Origin of the sequence: Hylemonella sp. W303a (assembly GCF_046452315.1) — a bacterium.
Classification (GTDB): Bacteria; Pseudomonadota; Gammaproteobacteria; order Burkholderiales; family Burkholderiaceae_C; genus Hylemonella.
Genome location: NZ_JBKFDG010000004.1, coordinates 160760 through 177270, shown reverse-complemented (window position 1 = coordinate 177270; position 16511 = coordinate 160760). Strand labels below are relative to the sequence as shown.

General features: G+C 66.2%; 17 protein-coding genes. 9 read left to right on the top strand and 8 right to left on the bottom strand.

Going from position 1 to position 16511, the window contains the following annotated elements; genetic code table 11:
* Window positions 1–8: 8 nt before the first annotated feature.
* From ACLBKS_RS09290 to def, 4 genes are all read right to left on the bottom strand, one after another.
* The gene (locus ACLBKS_RS09290; protein ID WP_410192525.1) at window positions 9–338 is read right to left on the bottom strand and encodes an AzlD domain-containing protein; all 330 of its coding nucleotides are present in this window, start codon (window positions 336–338) and stop codon (window positions 9–11) included.
* 10 nt (window positions 339–348) lie between these two features.
* Entirely contained in the window at window positions 349–1116 is a 768-nt protein-coding gene (locus ACLBKS_RS09285; protein ID WP_410192745.1) for an AzlC family ABC transporter permease, read from the bottom strand.
* An 86-nt stretch (window positions 1117–1202) separates the two neighbouring features.
* Entirely contained in the window at window positions 1203–2297 is a 1095-nt protein-coding gene (locus tag ACLBKS_RS09280; protein WP_410192524.1) for a methionyl-tRNA formyltransferase, read from the bottom strand.
* An 11-nt stretch (window positions 2298–2308) separates the two neighbouring features.
* Window positions 2309–2833 (bottom strand): peptide deformylase, encoded by a 525-nt coding sequence (gene def / locus ACLBKS_RS09275; RefSeq protein ID WP_410192523.1) that lies wholly within the window; start codon window positions 2831–2833, stop codon window positions 2309–2311.
* Between the two features lie 214 nt (window positions 2834–3047).
* On the opposite strand from def, the gene dprA reads away from it, so the two are divergent.
* The 5 genes from dprA to map all read left to right on the top strand — a co-directional run bounded on the left by dprA (window position 3048) and on the right by map (window position 7961).
* Entirely contained in the window at window positions 3048–4289 is a 1242-nt protein-coding gene (dprA, locus tag ACLBKS_RS09270) for a DNA-processing protein DprA (RefSeq protein ID WP_410192522.1), read from the top strand.
* A gap of 217 nt (window positions 4290–4506) precedes the next feature.
* Window positions 4507–4971, top strand: coding sequence for a DUF494 domain-containing protein (locus ACLBKS_RS09265; protein ID WP_410192521.1), 465 nt, complete (start codon window positions 4507–4509; stop codon window positions 4969–4971).
* Between the two features lie 145 nt (window positions 4972–5116).
* Window positions 5117–6181, top strand: coding sequence for a class II fructose-bisphosphate aldolase (fba, locus tag ACLBKS_RS09260; RefSeq protein WP_410192520.1), 1065 nt, complete (start codon window positions 5117–5119; stop codon window positions 6179–6181).
* Between the two features lie 81 nt (window positions 6182–6262).
* The gene (locus tag ACLBKS_RS09255; protein ID WP_410192519.1) at window positions 6263–7174 is read left to right on the top strand and encodes a phosphoribosylaminoimidazolesuccinocarboxamide synthase; all 912 of its coding nucleotides are present in this window, start codon (window positions 6263–6265) and stop codon (window positions 7172–7174) included.
* Between the two features lie 40 nt (window positions 7175–7214).
* Window positions 7215–7961, top strand: a complete 747-nt coding sequence (gene map / locus ACLBKS_RS09250; protein WP_410192518.1) for a type I methionyl aminopeptidase — start codon at window positions 7215–7217, stop codon at window positions 7959–7961.
* A 57-nt stretch (window positions 7962–8018) separates the two neighbouring features.
* On the opposite strand, the gene trxA is transcribed toward map, so the two are convergent.
* Window positions 8019–8981, bottom strand: coding sequence for a thioredoxin (gene trxA / locus ACLBKS_RS09245; RefSeq protein WP_410192517.1), 963 nt, complete (start codon window positions 8979–8981; stop codon window positions 8019–8021).
* 29 nt (window positions 8982–9010) lie between these two features.
* Here trxA and purE point away from each other — a divergent pair, with 29 nt between their 5' ends.
* The 3 genes from purE to ACLBKS_RS09230 are packed head-to-tail and all read left to right on the top strand — an operon-like array spanning window position 9011 to window position 11813.
* A complete protein-coding gene (gene purE / locus ACLBKS_RS09240; RefSeq protein ID WP_410192516.1) occupies window positions 9011–9502 on the top strand; it encodes a 5-(carboxyamino)imidazole ribonucleotide mutase in 492 nt (163 codons plus the stop codon).
* A gap of 14 nt (window positions 9503–9516) precedes the next feature.
* Window positions 9517–10755 carry a 5-(carboxyamino)imidazole ribonucleotide synthase gene (locus tag ACLBKS_RS09235; RefSeq protein WP_410192515.1) on the top strand — a complete coding sequence of 413 codons (1239 nt, stop codon included), beginning with the start codon at window positions 9517–9519 and terminating at the stop codon, window positions 10753–10755.
* A 2-nt stretch (window positions 10756–10757) separates the two neighbouring features.
* The gene (locus ACLBKS_RS09230; RefSeq protein ID WP_410192514.1) at window positions 10758–11813 is read left to right on the top strand and encodes an L-threonylcarbamoyladenylate synthase; all 1056 of its coding nucleotides are present in this window, start codon (window positions 10758–10760) and stop codon (window positions 11811–11813) included.
* 32 nt (window positions 11814–11845) lie between these two features.
* Here ACLBKS_RS09230 and ACLBKS_RS09225 read toward each other — a convergent pair whose 3' ends face one another.
* Genes ACLBKS_RS09225 through ACLBKS_RS09215 form a run of 3 tightly spaced genes read right to left on the bottom strand, consistent with a single transcriptional unit; the run spans window position 11846 to window position 15359 of the window.
* Window positions 11846–12112, bottom strand: a complete 267-nt coding sequence (locus tag ACLBKS_RS09225) for a SemiSWEET transporter (protein WP_410192513.1) — start codon at window positions 12110–12112, stop codon at window positions 11846–11848.
* A gap of 29 nt (window positions 12113–12141) precedes the next feature.
* On the bottom strand, window positions 12142–13230 hold the full coding sequence (locus ACLBKS_RS09220; RefSeq protein WP_410192512.1) for a phospholipase A: 1089 nt from the start codon (window positions 13228–13230) through the stop codon (window positions 12142–12144).
* Window positions 13227–15359 carry an ATP-dependent helicase gene (locus ACLBKS_RS09215; RefSeq protein ID WP_410192744.1) on the bottom strand — a complete coding sequence of 711 codons (2133 nt, stop codon included), beginning with the start codon at window positions 15357–15359 and terminating at the stop codon, window positions 13227–13229. The genes ACLBKS_RS09220 and ACLBKS_RS09215 overlap by 4 nt, the downstream gene beginning before the upstream one ends.
* Before the next feature lie 87 nt (window positions 15360–15446).
* Here ACLBKS_RS09215 and ACLBKS_RS09210 point away from each other — a divergent pair, with 87 nt between their 5' ends.
* Window positions 15447–16421 (top strand): AEC family transporter, encoded by a 975-nt coding sequence (locus tag ACLBKS_RS09210; RefSeq protein WP_410192511.1) that lies wholly within the window; start codon window positions 15447–15449, stop codon window positions 16419–16421.
* Window positions 16422–16511 lie beyond the last annotated feature (90 nt).

The following is a 16511-nucleotide window of genomic DNA, read 5'->3' as shown; positions in this document are numbered from 1 at the left end:
GCCCGGCCTCACCAGCCTAGCCCGATGTGCAGCGGCAGGTAGATGGCCATGCCGGTGACGATGGTGCCCAGCACACCGCGCTTCCAAAAGTAATAGATGGATGCGCCCACGACGGCGGGCAGGCGCGCGTCCTGCCAGGTCCGCAGGAATTCGCCCTGGGTCATCAAGATCTCGGGCGCGATCACCGCCATCAAAGCGGCCAGCGGCGCGTACTTCAGGCCGCGCTTGAGCCAACCCGGCATGGGCAGCTCGCGCTCGGGGATCATGAAGAAGGCGCGGGTGACCACGGTGATCACGGTCAGTCCGATGACGGCGATGATGATTTCCAGCGTGCTCATGCAGTGCCTTTCATGGGTGCCGTTCCTCGCGCAGTGGCACTTCGTCGCCCGACTTGATGCGCTCGCGCTCCTCGGGCGGCAGGCGGCTGTCGGCGGGCACCAGCACCACCTCGGGCACTTGCCGGTGCTTCTCCAGTGCCTCGATCAAGAGGCCCACGGCCACGGCGGCGGCGATGGCCACCAGGATGTTGAGCTTGAGCGGCAGGGCGAAGGCCGCCACCGCGGCCGTGGCGGCCACGCCCGCCGAGACCCAGCTGGCGCGGTCGAACAGCATGGACAGCAGCACGCCCAGTAAGGCCAGCGTGCCCGCGAAACCCAGGCCCCAGGACAGCGGTACTTCGTTCGCCAGCAGGATGCCAGCGATGGAAAAGACCTGCCAGGCCAACCAGTTCGTGGCCGCCGCGCCGCAGAAGAAGGGTAATTGGTCGGGGGCACGGCGCTGGTCCGGGTAGCGCTTCATGAAGGCGGCGAAGATCACGTCGCCGCTGAAGTAAGCCAGCCACAGGCGCTGGCGGCGCGGCAGCCAGCCGAAATAAGTGCGCCAGAGGCTGCTGAAGATCACGAAGCGCAAATTCACGCAACTGGCCGTGAGCCAAACCACCCACAGCGGCGCGCCCGCCATGATGAGCGGCAGCGTCGCCAGTTGGGCGCTGCCGGCGTACACCACCAAGGACATGAAGATGGCAATCCCGAGGCCCATGCCGCTCTTGACCATGGCCACGCCGGTGACCAGGCCCCAGGCGCCAACGCCCAGGGCCGTGCCAAACATCTCGCGCATGCCGTCACGGAAAGCCGGGTGACGTGTGTTGGTCGCGACCGCATGGCGCAGTCGGCGCCAACGGGATGTGGACGGGGTTGAGGCGCTCATGACGACGTGGTCCCCAGCTGGCCGCCAATGCGCAGGGCCGTCCCGCGCAGAAAGTCCGCCGCGCCCAGGCGCTTGCCACCCGCGCGCTGCAACTCGGTGATCCGCAGCCGACCTTGTCCGCACTGCACGGTGATGCCCTCGGCGCCCACTTCAACAATCTGCCCTGGAACCAGGCGAGGTGACGCTCCCTGCGCATCGATCGCGTGCGATGTCTGTGTCGCATGCGCCTGCCAGAGCTTGAGCACCTCACCGCCGTGTTCGCCATCCAGCAAGGTCTGTGCCCCGGGCGCGGGGTTGAAGGCGCGGATGCGCCGCGCAATCAGATCGGCAGGCAGCGACCACTCGATCTGGGCCTCGGCCTTGTCAATTTTGTGGGCGTAACAAACACCTTGCTCGGGCTGCGGCGTGGCGCGCAGCTCACCCCGTTGCGCCAGCGCGAGGCTGCGCACGATCAGCTCACCTCCCAGCGCGGCCAACTTGTCATGCAAAGTCCCCGTGCTGTCGTCTGGGGAGATCGGCAGGCGGTCCATGAGCAGCATGTCACCTGTGTCCAGGCCCGCGTCCATCTGCATGATGGTGACGCCGGTTTCTGCGTCCCCAGCCTCGATGGCCCGGTGGATGGGTGCCGCGCCGCGCCAGCGCGGCAACAGGCTGGCGTGGATATTCAGACACCCGAATTTGTGGGCACCCACGCTGGCCGCCGTGAGTGCTTCGCTGCCCCCCGAGGGGGCGTTTTGAGCATTCGCGCCTTGGGACGGCCCGGCAGCGCTCATGCCATCGAGGACCCACTGCGGCAGGATCAGGCCGTAAGCCGCCACCACCATCACATCGGCTTGCGCAGCTGCCAGCATGGCCTGGGCGGCCGCAGCGTCTTCGGGGTATTTGCCGTCAAGGCGCAGGCTGCGGGGTTGCGCGACGGTGATGCCGTGCTCCAGCGCGAACTGCTTGACGGGCGAAGCCTGTAGCTTCATGCCCCGACCGGCGGGCCGGTCGGGCTGCGTCAACACCAGGACGATTTCGTGCCCTGCTGCGTGCAGGGCTTGCAAGGCCACCCGGGCGAACTCGGGTGTCCCCGCGTAAACAACTCTCATCGAATTCCCATTCAGGCCCGCGCGCCTTCGCGCTGGTGTTCGCGTTGCAGCTTCTGCATCTTGGTCTTGATGCGGTTGCGCTTGAGCGGTGAGAGGTATTCAACGAACACTTTGCCCAGCAGGTGGTCCATCTCGTGTTGGATGCAGATGGCCAGCAGTCCTTCGCACTCGACCACGCGGGACTGGCCCTCGCCGTCCAGCGCGCGCACGTGCACGCGCTCGTGTCGCTCCACGCCGTCGTAGATGCCGGGCACCGACAGGCAACCTTCTTCGTTGATCTTGGTTTCGGGGCTGGCCCAGACGATCTCCGGGTTGATGAAGACCTGGGGCTGGTCGCGTCCCTCGGACACATCGATGACCACCAGCCGCTCGTGCACATTGATCTGGGTGGCGGCCAGGCCGATGCCATTCATGTCGTACATGGTTTCAAACATGTCGGCGATCAGCTGCTTGATGCGCGCATCCACGGCTTGCACGGGCTGCGCGACGGTGTGCAGGCGGGGATCTGGGTAAGTCAGGATGGGCAGCAAAGCCATGGTGTGTTTCCTCCGGGGGCCGTATTTTCCGCGCTTTTTGCACCGCATTGTCGGCATGGGGGCTTGCGCGCACACTGAAGCGCATGAAGAAGCCGTACTCAGCCCTCATGGGCGAAGCCAGCCTGGGCCCTGTTGACCCATGCGCCGGTCCCCTTGCCGTGGCGTTTGCCCGCTGGTGTGACGAGGGCTGCTGTCTGGCCGGGAGGGCGTGAGCATGGAGCGCGATGAACTGGGTGCTTGGCTGCGCCTGCTGCTGACGCCCGGGTTGGGTCCGGTCAGCGTCCGGCGCTTGCTCGCGGCTTTCGGCTCGCCGCAGGCCGTGCTATCGCAAAGCGCCGCCGCCCTGCGCCAGGTGGTGAACGCGCGGCAGGCGCAAGCGTTGAACGGTGGCGATGAGGCAGCACTCGACGGTTGGCGTGAGCTGCTGGTCAAGAGCTGGGACTGGTTGCACGCACCCGACGCTTTGGAACAGCGCGCCATCGTGGCTCTGGGGGAGCCGGGCTATCCCGCCGCCTTGCTGCACATGGAAGACCCACCCCTCATGCTGCACCTGATGGGTCGCCTGGAGGGCCTGCATGAAGGCCGGTTGTGGACCGGCCCTTTGGCCGAGCGCCGCTGCCTTGCGGTGGTGGGCAGCCGCAACCCCACGCCCCAGGGCGCCCTGAACGCCCAGCAGTTTGCGCGCAGCTTGGGCGAGGCGGGTTTGGTCATCGTCTCAGGCCTGGCCCTGGGGGTGGACGGCGCGGCTCACGAGGGCGCACTGAGTGAGTCCGACGTGCATGCAAATCCGGCGCGTGCCGCAACCGTCGCCGTCGTGGGCACCGGGCTGGACCAGGTCTATCCCAAACGCCATGCGGCGCTGGCGCGGCGCATCGCCGCGCAAGGGGTCATCGTCAGCGAATACCCCTTGGGCACGCCACCGCTGTCGGAGAACTTCCCGCGCCGCAACCGGCTGATCGCTGCTTTGTCCTGCGCCACCTTGGTGGTGGAAGCGGCGCCCCAGTCCGGCTCGCTGATCACGGCACGTCTGGCGCTGGAGTTGGGCAAGGAGGTGCTGGCGATTCCCGGCTCCATCCACAACCCCCAATCCCGGGGCTGTCACGCGCTGATCCGGCAAGGTGCCAAATTGGTCGAGTCGGCCCAAGACGTCCTGGAAGAGTTACCCGCCTGGGCGGGCGTCGCGGCGGCGGCGGCCTCCATGCCGAATCGGGATGACGCGAGCGAAACGACGGAAGCCACAGAAACCCCCGAAGCGATGGACGAAGCGCTCGATCCGTCCGAGCCCCACGAGCGCCTGCTCGCCGCCTTGGGCGCCGACCCGGTGAGCCTGGACGCATTGCAGGCGCGCACAGGCTGGCCCACCGCGCAATTGCAAGCGAAGTTGATGGCCTTGGAGTTGAACGGCGAGGTGGCGCGCTTGCCAGGAGGCCTGTTGCAGCGCTTGCTGCGGGCGTGAGTTCACCCCTTTGTCGGCGCCTTGCTGGGCTTCATGGCGCTGACCCATGCGAGATCGCTGCATAGGAAAAAACCTGACAAGCTTGTCTCCCGAAACCCTGCAAGCCGCTGTCTCCGAAACTCTGTAAAGAAATCCGAAAAAGGATGGGGGAAAAGAACGGGAAAAGTGCCTCATTACCGGTTGTCACAGTTCGAGGTTCTTGAATACAGTCCCTCACATGTTCGATGTGCTTGTCTACGTCTACGAAAACTACTGGCAGGGCGATGCTTGTCCGGAGTGGTCTCAGCTTGAACGCACGCTGAGCACCCTGGGCTTCGAGCCCGAGGAGATCGAGGGTGCCTTGTACTGGCTCGACGGCCTGTACGACGCGGTGCAGGGGCAGCTGGAGCATCCTGAGCTTCAGCATCCGGCCAGCATGCGCGCCTACCTTCCGCGCGAGCAAGAGCACCTGGGCGAGGAATGCCTGGGTTACCTGGGTTTCCTCGAGGCCTCTGGCTTGTTGCCTCCCTTCATGCGTGAAGTCGTGGTGGACCGCGCCATGGTGCTGCCCTCCGAGTACCTGTCGCGCGAGATGCTGCGACTGATCCTGCGCATGGCGTACTGGAGTTTCGGCACCGAACCGCAGGACCACCTGGTGCTCAACGAACTGTCCGACGACGGCGTGCTGCGCGTGTTGCACTGAGGACTTTCGACCACTTTGAACCCGCTGGCGCGCTCGCGCCGTGCCCCGCAAGCCCATGCGTGGGGTCTTGCCCATGGGCGGCTTGGGCAGGGCGGATAAAATCGAAGGCTGTCCCAACAGTCAACCATTTCCCCAGGGGAACCCCATGCCGCTCGTTTCCATGCGCGAACTGCTGGACCATGCCGCCGAAAACGGCTATGGCATTCCGGCCTTCAACGTCAACAACCTGGAACAGGTGCAGGCCGTGATGGCCGCCGCGGATGAAGTGGGCGCTCCCGTCATCCTGCAGGCCAGCGCTGGCGCGCGCAAATACGCGGGCGAGCCCTTCATCAAGCACCTGATCCAGGCGGCGGTGGAAGCCTTCCCCCACATCCCGCTGGTCATGCACCAGGACCACGGCACCACGCCCAAGGTCTGCGAAGGCGCGATCGCCCTGGGTTTTGGCTCGGTGATGATGGACGGATCGCTCAAGGAAGACGGCAAGACCCCGGCCGACTTCGCCTACAACGTGGACGTGACCCGCAAGGTCGTGGACATGGCGCACAAGGTGGGCGTCACCGTCGAAGGCGAACTCGGCTGCTTGGGCAATCTGGAAACCGGCGAAGCCGGTGAGGAAGACGGCATCGGCGCCGAAGGCAAGCTGGACCACAGCCAGTTGCTGACCGACCCCGAGGAAGCCGCCCAGTTCGTCAAGGCCACCCAGCTCGACGCCCTGGCCATCGCGATCGGCACCAGCCACGGCGCTTACAAGTTCAGCCGCCCGCCCACCGGCGACATCCTGGCCATCAGCCGCGTCAAGGAAATCCACGCCCGCATCCCCAACACCCATTTGGTGATGCACGGCTCCTCCTCCGTGCCGCAGGAATTGCTGGCCCTCATCAACCAGTACGGCGGCAAGATGAAGGAAACCTACGGCGTGCCCGTGAAGGAAATCCAAGAAGCCATCAAGCACGGTGTGCGCAAGATCAACATCGACACCGACATCCGCCTGGCCATGACCGGCGCGGTGCGCAAGTTCCTGGCCGAGAACCCGGACAAGTTCGATGCCCGCGAATGGCTCAAGCCCGCGCGCGAAGCCGCCAAGCAGGTCTGCAAGGCGCGTTACCTCGAATTCGGTTGCGAAGGTCAGGGCGCCAAGGTCAAGAGCCAAGGCTTGGCCGTCATGGCGCAGAAGTACGCCAAGGGCCAACTGGCACAGCTCGTGCATTGAGCACAGGCCCCAGCCCGCGCAGCTTGCGATAATCCACAGCCCGGCAGCGCGCCGGGCTTTTTCTTTTCCGGGAACCTGTTCATGACCAGCGCCCTGCACACTTCCAGCCTCCGATCCCTGCCCCTGCTCGCGCGCGGCAAGGTGCGCGACAACTACGCCGTGGGCGAGGACCGCATCCTCATGCTCGCGTCCGACCGCATCAGCGCCTTCGACGTCATCATGAGCGAGCCCATCCCAGGCAAGGGCGAGCTGCTGACGAAGATGGCGCTGTTCTGGTTTGACCAGCTGGGACACATCGTGCCGAACCACCTCACGGGTGCCGCGCCCGAGAGCGTGGTTCAGCCCGATGAGGTGGCACAGGTTCGCGGCCGCGCCATGCTGGTCCAACGCCTCAAGCCCATCCCGGTCGAGGCGGTGGTGCGCGGCTACCTCGCGGGCAGCGGCTGGAAGGAGTACCAGGAATCGCAGGCCGTCTGCGGAGTGAAGTTGCCCGCAGGGTTGAAGAACGCCAGCAAGCTGCCCGAGCCCATCTACACCCCGGCGCACAAGGCCGAGATGGGCGAGCACGACGAAAACATCAGTTTCGAGAAAACCGTGGAACTGATCGGCGCCGAACTCGCGGCCAAGATCCGTGACGTTTCCATCGCGCTCTACAAGACCGCGAGCGAGATCGCCTTGAGGAAGGGCATCATCATTGCCGACACCAAATTCGAATTCGGCCTGGACCCGCAAGGTCGCCTGGTGCTGATGGACGAGGTGCTGACGCCCGACTCCTCGCGTTACTGGCCGGTCGAAGGCTACGAACAAGCGTTCAAGCGGGGAGTCAACCCGCCCAGCTACGACAAGCAGTTCCTGCGCGACTGGCTGGAGCAGGCCAAGGTGGACGGCCAGCCCTGGGGCAAGACGCCCCCCGCGCCGACCTTGCCCGCCGAGGTGATCGCCCAGACGGCGGCCAAGTACCGGGAGGCTCTGACCCGCCTCACGGGGGCGTGAGTACCGATACCGGATTCAGGAACACAGTTCAGGAGCGCGCATGACCATCGAAACCCAAGAAGACCTGGAAGGCTTGCGCCGCGTCGGCCGCGCGGTCGCCCTCGTGCGCGACGAGATGCTGTCTCGTGTCCAACCTGGCATGACGACGCGCGAGCTGGACGAGATCGGCGAGCAACTGCTGGCGCGCCAGGGCGTGCGTTCCGCCCCGCGCCTGGTCTACGACTTTCCGGGTGCCACCTGCATCAGCGTGAACGAAGAGGCGGCGCATGGCGTGCCCGGGGATCGTGTGCTCCAGGCGGGTGATGTGCTGAACGTGGACGTGTCGGCCGAGTTGGGCGGGTATTTCGCCGACACCGGCGGCACCACGGTGATCCCGACCGGTTCCGCGCAGAAGGCCCGGCTGTGCCACGCGACGCGCGAGGCCCTGTCGAACGCGCTGCAAGTGGTCCGCGCGGGGCGTCCGATCCGCGATGTGGGCGCGGCCATTGAGCAGACCGCGCGGCGTTATGGATTCCGCGTGATCGAAAACCTCTGCGGCCACGGCGTCGGCCGATCCCTGCACGAGGAGCCGGAGTACATCCCGGGTTATTTCGACCGCACGGACACGCGGGTGCTGCAGGAGGGCATGGTGATCGCCATCGAGCCTTTCCTGTCGACCAAGAGCCGCACGGTCAAGGAAGCCGCCGACGGCTGGACCCTGGTGGGCGCGCCGGGCAATCTGTCGGCCCAGTTCGAGCACACGCTGGTCGTCACGCGCGGCGAGCCCATCCTGCTGACGGTCCATTGAAAACGGCGTCCGAGGACGCCGTTTTCAATGCTCAGGGCTGGGGCAGACTGAGCGGGCTCAGTTCAGCGCCATGCTCAGCTTGCGCCGGTAGCTCGACACCAGCGCGGCCTGTTCGTCCTGCTGCACGGTGGCGTGGCCCGCGAGTTCGATGCCGCCTGCGCTCTTGCCGCTGGCCGCCTCAGCCCCCTTGTCTTTCGGTGCGGGTGGTGTGAGCAGTTCAAGGATGGCGATGTAGGTCTTGCGCGGCGCCTCGTCGGCCCATTTCTTGTCGCGCAGGATGATCTCGAGCAGCTCGTCCAGCGCGGCGGACCACTCTTGCATGGCGACCAGGACGCGGGCCTTGGCGAAGCGGGCATCAAAGTCGCGCTTGTTGGCCGCGATGCGTGCGTCGAAGGCTTCCAAGGGCTGCTGGGCCTGCGGGTCTTGGGTGACGAACTCCAGCGCGTTCAGCCACTGACGCAAGGCCTCGAACTGCAACGGCACGGGAATGCGCGTGAGCGTGGGGGCCAATACCGCGGCCGCCTGCTCCAGCTCGCCCGCGCTGATCAGCAGCTTGGCGTAGTCGTAGCGCAAGGTGTCGTTGTTCGGGTCGGCCTGGAAGGCTTCGCTCAGGCGGGCCAAGGCACCGTCGATGTCACCGGCTTCCAGTGCCTCTTGGGCTTCCTCGGCCTCCGCCTGGGCCGCGAGTTCGTTTTCGCCGGGCAGGTGCTTGTCCAGGAACTCGCGCAGCTTGCCTTCAGGCAAGGCGCCCATGAAACCGTCCACGGGACGACCGCCGATCATCAAGATGCAGGTCGGGATGCTGCGGATGCCGAAGGCACCGGCCAGTTCCTGTTGCTCGTCGGAATTGACCTTGGCGAGGGTGAAGCGCCCGCCGTAGGCGACTTCCAGTTTTTCCAAGATGGGGCTGAGGGATTTGCAGGGGCCGCACCAGGGCGCCCAGAAGTCCAGCAGCACGGGCGTGGTCTGAGAAGCGAGGATGACCTCGGTCTCGAAGTTGTCGGCGGTGATGTCGAGCATGGAAGGACGGCAGGGGATAATCGGGGCTTATGAAAACTCTCATCGGCGTGGTCATGGGCTCCAGTTCCGACTGGGACACCATGCAGCAGGCGGTCCAGATTCTCCACCACTTTGGCATCCCGCACGAAGCCAAGGTCGTCTCCGCGCACCGCATGCCGGACGACATGTTCGCCTACGCCGAAGCCGCCGAAGGCCGGGGCTTGAAAGCCATCATCGCGGGTGCCGGGGGCGCGGCGCACCTGCCGGGCATGCTGGCGGCCAAGACCGTGGTGCCCGTGCTGGGCGTGCCGGTGCAAAGCAAGGCCCTGTCCGGCGTGGACTCGCTGCACAGCATCGTGCAGATGCCCAAGGGCATCCCCGTCGCGACCTTTGCCATCGGCGCGGCTGGCGCGGCCAACGCGGCCTTGTTCGCCGTGGCCATGCTCGCGAACCAAGACACCAGCTTGCGCGACAAGCTGAATGCCTACCGCGCCGAGCAAACCGCGCACGCGCGGGCGATGACGCTGCCGCCTGCTCTGTGAGGGTCACGCACGCGATGAAAACCATTCTTCCGGGTGCCACCCTGGGTGTCATGGGCGGTGGCCAGCTGGGCCGCATGTTCGTCCACGCCGCGCAGCAAATGGGGTACTTCACGGCGGTGCTTGATCCCGATGCCTCCAGCCCTGCGGGGCTGGTGAGCCACCATCACATCCGCACGCCGTATCTCGACGAGGCGGGCCTGGCGCAGCTCGCGCAGATCAGCGCGGCCATTACCACCGAATTCGAGAACGTGCCCGCGCCCGCCTTGCAGCGCCTGGCCGCCTCGCGCTTCGTGGCCCCGGCCGCGAGCGCGGTCGCCATTGCGCAAGACCGCGCGCAGGAAAAAGCGCATTTCACGCGCTGTGGTGTGCCGGTGGCGCCCAATGCCGTGATTGAAACGTCGGGGCAGCTCGCGGCCTTGCTGGAGGAACCGAGCGCAGCGCCGGGCCGCCCCAAGCAAGCGAGCACCCCCTCTGGGGGCAGCGAACCACACGCAGTGGGGAGTGTGGGGGTGAACAGTCTGTTGCCCGGCATCCTGAAAACCGCGCGCCTGGGCTACGACGGCAAGGGCCAGGTGCGCGTCAAGACGCAGGCCGAACTTGCGGCTGCCTGGGACGGTCTGAAACACGTGCCCTGCGTGCTGGAAAAAATGCTCCCGCTGGCGGCCGAGGTGTCCGTCATCGTGGCGCGGGGTGCCGATGGGCAGATGGTCAACTTCCCCGTGCAGCGCAACCTGCACCGCGCCGGCATCCTCGCCGTGACCGAGGTGCACGAGGGCAACATCGATCCATCGCTGGCGAAGCAGGCTATCGCCGCGACGAAATCCATCGCCGAAGGCCTGGGCTATGTTGGCGTGCTGTGCGTCGAGTTCTTCGTGCTGGCCGATGGGTCACTGGTGGTGAACGAAATGGCGCCTCGTCCGCACAACAGCGGCCACTACAGCATCGACGCCTGTGATCAGTCGCAGTTTGACCTCCAGGTGCGCACCCTCGCGGGTTTGCCGCTCACGCAGCCGCGCCTGCACAGCCCCAGCATCATGCTCAACCTGTTGGGTGATCTGTGGGGCGTCGACGGTGCGTCGCCTGCGTGGGATCGGGTGCTGGCCCTGCCCGGCGCGCACCTGCACTTATATGGCAAGCACGAAGCCAAGCCGGGCCGCAAGATGGGCCACCTGACCTTGACCGGTGCCAGCGTGGCCGAGGTGCGCCAAACGGCCCTGGCCGCCGCCGCCCTCCTGGGCATCGATCCGTTTTGAACATGGTCCTCGACGGCCGCGATCCGTCTGCTGTCCAGCGCGCGGCCCAGGCTTTGCGCGCGGGCGAGCTGCTGGGCTTGCCCACCGAAACGGTCTACGGCCTCGCGGCCGACGCGGGCAACGACGTCGCCGTCGCGAAGATCTACGCGGCCAAGGGTCGGCCGCCGGGCCATCCGCTCATCGTGCACCTGGCCGACGAATCGGGCGCGCGCGAGGGGCTCGCGAATTTCGCGGCGCAGGTGCCCCCTTTCGCGCGAACGTTGATGGACGCGTTCTGGCCCGGTCCCCTCACCCTCATCTTGCCGCGCCGAGCGGGCGTGGCCGCTGCCGCTGCGGGTGGGCAGGACTCCATCGGTCTGCGCTGTCCCGCGCACCCGGTCGCCCAGGCCGTGCTGCAAGCCGCCCGCACCCTGGGCGTGGCGGGCCTGGCCGCGCCCAGCGCCAACCTGTTCGGCCGCGTCAGCCCCACGACCGCCGCCCATGTGCAGGGTGAATTTGGCTCGGAGCTGCTCATTCTGGATGGCGGCGCGTGTGAGGTGGGCATCGAATCCACCATCGTCGACTGCACGCGGGGTGCCCCCGTGCTCTTGCGACCCGGGCAAATCACCCGCGCGCGGATCGACGAGGTGCTGCGGGCGGCGGGTACCGACATGCGCTTGCGCAGCCCGGACGAAGTCCAGGCCCACACCGCGCAGGCGGCGCCCCGGGCCTCGGGCATGCTCGAATCGCATTACGCGCCCCGCGCCAAGGTTCGTTTGATGGACGCAGCCGCCTTGCAATCCACGCTGGTCGCCAGGCGCAGTGTCCCGGGACCGGCCGGTATGGAAGGCGAGGCCCAGGTCGCCTTGATCGCTGTGTACGCGCGGACGTCCCTCCAGCTGCCCGAAGGCGTCGTGCATCGCCCGATGCCCCTCGAGGCGGATGCCGCCGCGCACGAGCTGTTCGCGGCCCTGCGTGCCCTGGACGAAACCGGCGTGCGTGAAATCTGGGTCGAGACGCCGCCCGAGGCGCCTGCCTGGGAGGGCGTCACCGACCGCTTGCGCCGCGCCGCGGCCTGATCGCCGGGCGGCTTGGCCGAGCCTCGAGTGGCTCAGTCCTTGCGGGCGACCCGGCCGTAGCGCAGCTTCATCACCAGGATGGCCAGCGCCAGCGACAGGGTGACGATGTTGGCGGCCAGCAGCGGACCGGAGGCCATCAGCGCGCCATAGGCCACCCACAGCGCGACGCCCGTGGTGAACAGCGCGTACATGCCCAGCGAGATGCCGCTGACGTCGCGGGTGCGGAAGGTGTGCAAGGCTTGGGGCAAGAAGCTCAGGGTCGTCAGGCCAGCGGCGAGGTAGCCGATGAGGTCGGTCATGATGAAAAAGTGCTTGAGAGGTCTTCGGCTCAGAAATCCACCAGGCTCAGGCCGATGCTGAACACGGTGCGGCGGTAGTTGTAATCGATCAGCGAATCGCCGTAACCGCTGAAAAGTTGCAGGTGCAGGCGCAGCCCCGGGGCTTGGCTGTCCAGGGGGCGCAACCACTCCGCGCGCCAGGACGTCAGGCCATTGCGTTCCGAATCCGGGCGCAGGTTGTGACGCAGGGTGAGGACGAGATTGTGTCCCCGAGCCAGATGCCAGGCGGCCATGACCTCGGCACGTCCGTAGGTCTCTTCAATGCCGGGGTTGTCGTCCTGGGCGTTGACGTCGCTGCTGCTCTCGCCATCGCCATCGCCGAGGCGCTCCCACAGACGCAGACCCACTGAAAATTGATCTTTCTTTTCCAACCCGGTCATCAGGATGGCGCGGTTCCAGCTGCGCGACAGGGGCAGGGTCTGGCCGTTGGACTGATGGTTCAGGGCCAAGCCGGTGTAGATCCATTGCCAACCCCAGGGCAGGGTCAGCGGCGTGGGCGCGACGTAAATCAGTTCGGGCTCGTGGTCGGTGGTGCGGAAGGGGCGTGAGAGCTCCGAGTTGAAGAGCTGCCAGTAGCTCTGCTGGGTGTAAGCAAACCAGAGTGAATCGCGCGGTCCTCCGGCTTCCCAAAAGAGCAGGCCCGTGGCGAGCTTGCTGCGCACCGAGAGCTGGATGCGCATTTCGTTGTTCTCGTAATCCTGGGCGTTGGCGGCAGCGACGTCCCGGGTGTCATTGTCCGATTGGGGCGCGTTGTTGACGCGACTACCGTGCACCCAAGACAGGCTGATGGGCTTGTAGCCGCGGATGTTGTAGTTGCCGCAGTCCGTGTCGGAATCCAGCTCCCAAAATCGTCCGAAGGAGGACAAGTTGCCACGGCAGCTCCGCGTAGCGCCGGGCGGCGGCGCGGGAGTGGCTTCAAGACCGGCTGTCGTGGTGGGCTCGCCACTTTGCGCTTGAGGTGCTTGCGACTCGGAAGCCGGTGGTGCGGAAGCCGCTTGCGGGGTTTGCGCAAAGGCGCTCACCAGCAGGCCGCTCGTGCCAAGCGCCAGCAACGCGGCTCTCGCGAGTCGGTGGGTCACACGGGACTCCCGCTGGGCTGCGGGTTGGCCGCGGCGGCGGCCGTGGCCTCCGCTTTCTTGGCGAACTCGGCGCGCAGCGCGCGCAGTTTCTCGCGGGGGTCTTCCTTGACCGTGGCCTGGCTCAGGGCCATCTCGGCGATGAAACGGCTGGGCTGCGCGGCGATCATTTCGCGGCCCTTCTTGCGGCGTTTGGGCCAGCTCACGGCCAGGGTGCGCTGCGCGCGCGTGATGCCCACGTACATCAAGCGGCGTTCTTCCTGCAGGCGTTCGGCGATGCTGTCATTGGCGGCCTCATGTTCGCGCTGCGAGCCGCCCGCCGAGTCCGCGCCGTCGTCCAGCTTGAAGGGCAGCAGCCCCTCGCACACGCCGATCAGCATCACGTGCGGCCACTCCAAGCCCTTGGAGGCGTGCAGGGTGGACAGCGTGACCAGGTTTTGGTCTTGCTGGCGTTCGGACAAGGTCGAGATCAGCGACACAGTCTGCGCCACGTCCAGCAGGTTCTTCTTCTCGCTGGCGAAGTTGTCGCCGAAGCTGGCGCCGTTCTCGTCCTCGATCTCGCCGCCACAGCGCCCCGCCATCCAGTCGCAGAAATCGAGCACATTGGTCCAGCGCGACTGCGCGGCTTTTTCGTGCTCTTCGCTGTCGTAAAGAAACTTCTCGTAGCCGATGTCCTTGAGCCATTCCAGCAGGAAGGCCAGCGCGGCTTCCTTGCCTTCGGTGTGGCGCGCGCGGTACTCCAGGTCGTTCACGTAGCGGCCGAACTCATGCAGGCCATCGAGCGCGCGGCTGTTCAGCACCGAGGGCAAGGAGCTGGAGAACAGCGCTTCGAACAGACTGACCTTGTATTGCCCGGCGAAGGTGCCCAGGGCTTGCAGTGTCTGGTGGCCAATGCCGCGCTTGGGCGTGGTGATGGCGCGCAGAAAGGCCGGGTCGTCGTCGTTGTTGACCCACAGGCGCAGCCAGGCGCAGAGGTCGCGAATCTCGGCGCGGTCGAAGAAGCTGATGCCGCCCGAGACCTTGTAGGGGATGTTGGCCTTGCGCAGCGCCTGCTCCAGGATGCGGGACTGGTGGTTGGCGCGGTAGAGCACCGCGAAGTCCTTCCACTCCTTGTGCTGCGAGTTCTCGCGCAGGCTCTGGATGCGCGCGACCATGCGCTCGGCCTCGTGTTCCTCGTTGTCCGCGTCCACCACGCGCACCGGCTCGCCTTCGCCCAGCTCGCTCCACAAGGTCTTGGGAAAGAGCTTGGGGTTGGGGCCGATCACATTGTTCGCCGCCTGCAGGATGGCGCTGGTGGAGCGGTAGTTCTGCTCCAGCTTGATGATGCGCAGGTTGGGGAAATCGATGGGCAGTTTCTTCAGGTTGTCCAGCGTCGCGCCGCGCCAGCCGTAAATCGACTGGTCGTCGTCGCCCACGGCCGTGAAGTGCGCGCGCTGCGGGTCGTCGGACGTCAGCAGCTTGAGCAGCTCGTACTGCGTGGCGTTGGTGTCTTGGTACTCGTCGACCAGGATGTGGCCCATCATCTGCTGCCATTTGGCGCGCACCTGCGGGTGCTCGCGCAGCAGCTTGAGCGGCAGGCCGATCAGGTCGTCGAAGTCCACGCTCTGGTAGGCCGTCAGGCGCTCTTCGTAGCGCGCCATGATCTTGGCGGTGACGCGCTCGTTGTCGTCCGCCGCCTGGGCCTCGGCCTGCGCCGCCGTCAGGCCGGCGTTCTTCCACTTGCTGATGGTCCACTGCCATTGCCGAGCCGTGGCCGCGTCCGTGCTGCCGCCTGCGTCCTTGAGGATGCTGGTCACGTCGTCGCTGTCGAGGATGGAAAAATTGGCCTTCAAGCCCAGCGCCTCGCCGTCCCCGCGCAGCAGGTGCACGCCCAAGGCGTGGAAGGTGCAGATGCGCACTTTCTTCGCGTCGCGTCCGATCAGCCCCTTGGCCCGTTCGCGCATTTCGGCCGCGGCCTTGTTGGTGAAGGTGATGGCGGTGATGCGTTGCGGCTCCAACCCTGCTTGAATCAGTCGCGCGATCTTGTGCGTGATGACCCGGGTCTTGCCGGACCCCGCGCCCGCCAGCACCAGGCAAGGCCCATGCAGGTGGTTGACGGCGTCTTGTTGGGCGAGGTTGAGGCCAGCGGACATGCGGAGGGCGGAGGGCACAGGGAGTGGCAGGGCGAGCGATGATACCCGTGCACATTCTGTTGCATGCGGCCTTGCACAATCAGGGCCATGCAGAACCTGCTTCAGATTTTCTCCGTCACCTTCCCCTTCTTCGCCCTCGTGCTCTGCGGCTACCTCGGCGCCCGCCGCCGCCTGCTGCCGCTGGAGGCCATTCCCGGGCTCAATGGCTTTGTGCTGTTCTTCGCCCTGCCTTGCATGCTGTACCGCTTTGGCGCCAGCACGCCCATCGCGCAACTGCTGGACTATTCGGTCTTTCTGATTTGGCTGTTGTGCGCCTTGCTCATGGTGGGCTTCACGGTCGCGGTCACGCTCAATCGGCGCATCCGCTGGAACGACGCGGCCTTCGGTGCCCTGGTCGCCGCTTTTCCGAACACGGGGTTCATGGGCGTGCCCTTGCTGGTGGCCCTGCTGGGGGCCCAGGCAGCCGCGCCAGTGATCGTGGGCATCCTGGTGGACATGGTGATCACCACCTCGCTGTGCATCGCGCTGTCCCGCCTGGACGGCGCGGACAAGCACGGCATGGCGGTGGCCTTGAAGAACGCGCTCAGGGGCATGCTGACCAACCCCATGCCCTGGGCCATCCTGCTCGGCGGATTGGCGTCCTACCTGCGCTTCGAACTGCCCGGGCCCGTGCACCAGACCGTAGGCCTGCTGGCCGACGCGGCCTCGCCCGTGGCCTTGTTCACCATTGGCGCCGTGCTTGCACGCTCACACATCCTGGCCACCGAGCGCGAGCAATCGCCCGTCCCGCTGCGTGACTACGTGCCGGTGGCGGTCTTCAAGCTGGTGTTGCACCCGCTGTTGGTGCTGGGTGTGGGGCTGCTTGCCATGAGGCTGGGCGCGCCGCTGACCGATTTCGCGCTCACAGTGATGGTGCTGGCTGCGGCCTTGCCGAGCGCCAGCAATGTGTCCCTGCTGGCCGAGCGATTTGGCGCGGACAACGGGCGCATCGCCCGCATCATCCTGGTGTCCACCGCCGTGGCCTTCCTGAGTTTCTCGGGTGCGGTCAGCCTGTTGCGCTGAGTCCGGGTTAGCACCTATGACTATCCATCCATGGATAGATGCCGCCTATTTGATAGATAAACTCAATCAAATGGCTTCTGCAATAGATGA

What these genes read in the sequence shown, in the direction of transcription:
- ACLBKS_RS09255 (WP_410192519.1), top strand. Translation starts at nt 6,263, where the DNA reads ATGACCAGCGCCCTGCACACTTCCAGCCTCCGATCCCTGCCCCTGCTC.
- ACLBKS_RS09210 (WP_410192511.1), top strand. Translation starts at nt 15,447, where the DNA reads ATGCAGAACCTGCTTCAGATTTTCTCCGTCACCTTCCCCTTCTTCGCC.
- ACLBKS_RS09215 (WP_410192744.1), bottom strand. Translation starts at nt 15,359, where the DNA reads ATGTCCGCTGGCCTCAACCTCGCCCAACAAGACGCCGTCAACCACCTG.
- def (WP_410192523.1), bottom strand. Translation starts at nt 2,833, where the DNA reads ATGGCTTTGCTGCCCATCCTGACTTACCCAGATCCCCGCCTGCACACC.
- ACLBKS_RS09230 (WP_410192514.1), top strand. Translation starts at nt 10,758, where the DNA reads ATGGTCCTCGACGGCCGCGATCCGTCTGCTGTCCAGCGCGCGGCCCAG.
- dprA (WP_410192522.1), top strand. Translation starts at nt 3,048, where the DNA reads ATGGAGCGCGATGAACTGGGTGCTTGGCTGCGCCTGCTGCTGACGCCC.
- ACLBKS_RS09280 (WP_410192524.1), bottom strand. Translation starts at nt 2,297, where the DNA reads ATGAGAGTTGTTTACGCGGGGACACCCGAGTTCGCCCGGGTGGCCTTG.
- ACLBKS_RS09285 (WP_410192745.1), bottom strand. Translation starts at nt 1,116, where the DNA reads ATGCGCGAGATGTTTGGCACGGCCCTGGGCGTTGGCGCCTGGGGCCTG.
- ACLBKS_RS09235 (WP_410192515.1), top strand. Translation starts at nt 9,517, where the DNA reads ATGAAAACCATTCTTCCGGGTGCCACCCTGGGTGTCATGGGCGGTGGC.
- map (WP_410192518.1), top strand. Translation starts at nt 7,215, where the DNA reads ATGACCATCGAAACCCAAGAAGACCTGGAAGGCTTGCGCCGCGTCGGC.
- trxA (WP_410192517.1), bottom strand. Translation starts at nt 8,981, where the DNA reads ATGCTCGACATCACCGCCGACAACTTCGAGACCGAGGTCATCCTCGCT.
- ACLBKS_RS09290 (WP_410192525.1), bottom strand. Translation starts at nt 338, where the DNA reads ATGAGCACGCTGGAAATCATCATCGCCGTCATCGGACTGACCGTGATC.
- ACLBKS_RS09265 (WP_410192521.1), top strand. Translation starts at nt 4,507, where the DNA reads ATGTTCGATGTGCTTGTCTACGTCTACGAAAACTACTGGCAGGGCGAT.
- fba (WP_410192520.1), top strand. Translation starts at nt 5,117, where the DNA reads ATGCCGCTCGTTTCCATGCGCGAACTGCTGGACCATGCCGCCGAAAAC.
- purE (WP_410192516.1), top strand. Translation starts at nt 9,011, where the DNA reads ATGAAAACTCTCATCGGCGTGGTCATGGGCTCCAGTTCCGACTGGGAC.
- ACLBKS_RS09225 (WP_410192513.1), bottom strand. Translation starts at nt 12,112, where the DNA reads ATGACCGACCTCATCGGCTACCTCGCCGCTGGCCTGACGACCCTGAGC.